This window comes from Streptomyces sp. NPDC054847, assembly GCF_053610925.1.
The window spans coordinates 1-3,026 of record NZ_JBSGZJ010000636.1; the positions used below are offsets into that span (position 1 = coordinate 1).

At 72.1% G+C, this 3,026-nt stretch carries 3 protein-coding genes; 1 reads left to right on the forward strand and 2 read right to left on the reverse strand.

Going from position 1 to position 3,026, the window contains the following annotated elements:
• Positions 1 to 37: 37 nt before the first annotated feature.
• Positions 38 to 1,156, reverse strand: coding sequence for a phosphoserine transaminase (gene serC / locus ACWGH4_RS33525; RefSeq protein ID WP_453467497.1), 1,119 nt, complete (start codon positions 1,154 to 1,156; stop codon positions 38 to 40).
• An 82-nt stretch (positions 1,157 to 1,238) separates the two neighbouring features.
• Complete coding sequence (locus ACWGH4_RS33530; protein ID WP_453467499.1) at positions 1,239 to 1,865, reverse strand: GTP-binding protein; 627 nt, start codon at positions 1,863 to 1,865, stop codon at positions 1,239 to 1,241.
• Positions 1,866 to 2,084: 219 nt separating this feature from the next.
• Between ACWGH4_RS33530 and ACWGH4_RS33535 the strand changes: the two genes are divergently transcribed.
• A partial coding sequence (locus ACWGH4_RS33535; protein WP_453467501.1) for an FAD-binding oxidoreductase occupies positions 2,085 to 3,026 on the forward strand: 942 nt, incomplete at its 3' end.

Below are 3,026 nucleotides of genomic sequence, written 5' to 3' on the forward strand. Positions count from 1 at the left end.
CGTCACGGACGCCGGGCCCTTCGTGTCACGGCCGGTGCTAGAGCTTCTCGATCACGTAGTCGATGCACGCCGTCAGCGCCTCGACGTCCGCCGGGTCGATCGCCGGGAACATCGCCACGCGCAGCTGGTTGCGGCCCAGCTTGCGGTACGGCTCGGTGTCGACGATGCCGTTCGCGCGCAGTGCCTTGGCGACCGCCGACGCGTCGATCTCGTCCGCGAAGTCGATCGTGCCGATGACCTGCGAGCGCTTCGCCGGGTCGACGACGAACGGCGTCGCGTACTTGGACGCCTCCGCCCAGCCGTACAGGGTGCGCGAGGAGGTCGCCGTGCGGCGGACGGACCAGTCGAGGCCGCCCTGGCCGTTGATCCACTTCAGCTGCTCGTTCAGCAGGAAGAGGGTGGCCAGCGCCGGGGTGTTGTACGTCTGGTTCTTCAGCGAGTTGTCGATCGCCGTGGGCAGCGAGAAGAACTCCGGGACGTGCCGGCCGGAGCCGTGCACGCGGGCCGCGCGCTCGAGGGCGGCGGGGGAGAAGACGCCGATCCACAGGCCGCCGTCGGAGGCGAAGGACTTCTGCGGGGCGAAGTAGTAGACGTCCGTCTGGGCGATGTCGACCGGCAGGCCGCCCGCGCCGGAGGTGGCGTCCACCAGGACCAGCGCGCCGTCGTCGGCGCCGGCGACCCGCTGGATCGGGGCGGCGACACCGGTGGAGGTCTCGTTGTGCGTGAAGGCGTAGACGTCGACGCCCGCCTCCGCCTGCGGCTCCGGGTGGGTGCCCGGGTCGGAGGAGATGACCGTCGGGTCCGCCAGCCACGGCGCCAGCTTGGCGGCCTTGGCGAACTTGGAGGAGAACTCGCCGAACGACAGGTGCTGGGACTTGTTCTCGATCAGGCCGTGGGTCGCGATGTCCCAGAAGGCGGTGGATCCGCCGTTGCCGAGGATCACCTCGTATCCCTCGGGGAGGGAGAACAGCTCGCGCACGCCGTCACGGACCTCGCCGACCAGGTTCTTGACCGGGGCCTGGCGGTGGGACGTGCCGAGGAGGGAGGTGCCGGTGGCGGCCAGCGCGTCCAGCGCCTCCGTACGCACCTTGGAGGGGCCCGCGCCGAAACGGCCGTCGGCGGGCTTGATGTCAGCGGGAATCTGGATATCAGCCACGTTCGGAGCGTATACCGCTCCGGCCGCGGGGCGGGGACACGGTCCGGCGGCTGAGACGGGGCGCGCGCGCCCCACCGCCGGGTCAGACACCGTGGCCGCCGCCGAGCGCGTGCAGATGTTCCACCAGGGCGATCAGCACGAACTTGCTGGACGAGTGGTCCCGTGCGTCGAACTCGACGAGCGGCACGCCGGCCGGGAGGGCGAGCGTGGCACGGATCTCCTCCTCCGAACGGAACGGGCCGCCGAAGTCGTTGACGGCGATGATGAACGGCGTGCCGTGGTGCGTCAGGCGGTCGATCGCGTACCAGGCGTCGGTCAGGGCCCGCGTGTCGATGAGGACGACGGCGCCGGTGGTACCGCGGAGCAGGCGGTCCCACAGGAAGCGGAAACGTTCCTGTCCGGGGGTGCCGAACAGATAGAGGACCCTCTGCTCGTCGATCGTGATGCGGCCGAAGTCCAGCGCGACCGTCGTCGCCGTCTTGGCCGGGACCCGGACGGCGGCGTCGCTCACGGGGGTGGCCGCGCTCATCGCGGCCTCCGTGTGCAGCGGGCGTATCTCGCTGACCGAACGCACCATCGTCGACCGGCCGGCGCCGAAGCCGCCGACCACAGCGATCTTGAGCGCGCAGAAGTCCGCGCCGTCGCCCACGGGGGCGTCCGCGCCCGCGAGCGCGCTTCCGGGGGTCTCCCGGGTCGTGGCGCGGGTCATCGTTTCTCGGAGGTGCCGGTCATCGAGTGGTGCCTTCCGGGGTGACGGGGGGCGCAACTGGAGCCGCTGCTTCCTGGCGAAGTCGTCGTCACTATAGGAGGGTTGACGATCAGTTGGGGAAGGTCGTGGCGCTTCCCACTTCACGGAGGGCGCACAACGTGTGCAAGTGACACGTTTCCTGCCGGTGCGTCGGCGGCCGGAGGAGTCATCCTGGAGCGCATGGCTGAACACACCAGGGATACGGGCGAACTGGCCCGCGCGCTCAAGGCCGCCGTCGGCGGTGACGTGGATTTCTCGGCCGCCGCCCGGGCCCTGACGACCATGGACGCCTCGAACTACCGGCGGGTCCCGCTCGGTGTCGTCGCCCCCCGCGACGCCGACGACGTAGCCGCGGTGCTCGAGGTGTGCCGGCACCACGGCGTCCCCGTCGTGCCGCGCGGCGGCGGCACCTCCATCGCCGGTCAGGCCACCGGCACCGGTGTCGTCCTGGACTTCACCCGCCACATGAACAAGGTCCTGGCCGTCGACCCGGAGGAGCGGACCGCCCGTGTCCAGCCCGGAGTCGTACAGGCCCGGCTCCAGGACGCCGTACGGGGGCACGGCCTGCTCTTCGGCCCCGATCCGTCGACGCACAGCCGCTGCACGCTCGGCGGGATGATCGGCAACAACGCGTGCGGATCCCACTCCGTCGCCTGGGGGACCACGGCCGACAACGTCCACGCCCTGTCGGTCCTCACCTACGCCGGCGTCCGCCACCGGCTCGCCCGGGGCGGTCCGCCGGACGACGCCCCGCCCGGCCTGACCGACCTCGTCGACCGCAACCTCGCCCTGCTGCGCACCGGCTTCCCCGACGGCATGCCGCGCCGCATCTCCGGCTACGCGCTCGACGCGCTGCTGCCGGAGAAGGGCACCGACCTCGCCCGCGCGTTCTGCGGCAGCGAGGGAACCCTCGCCGTGCTCACGGAGGCGACCGTGCGCCTCGTCGCCGCCCCGGCCGCCCGGGCGCTGGCCGTCCTCGGCTACCGGGACGAGAGCGCCGCCGCGGAAGCCGCCGCCGGCCTCCTGCCCCACGGCCCGCTCACCGTCGAAGGCATGGCGGAGGACCTGGTGCCCGCCGGCCACGGTCTGCCGCGCGGCGGCGCGTGGCTGTTCGTCGAGACC

Excerpts from the sequence above, each read along its gene's own strand:
- ACWGH4_RS33530 (WP_453467499.1), bottom strand. The coding sequence starts at position 1,865 with ATGACCCGCGCCACGACCCGGGAGACCCCCGGAAGCGCGCTCGCGGGC.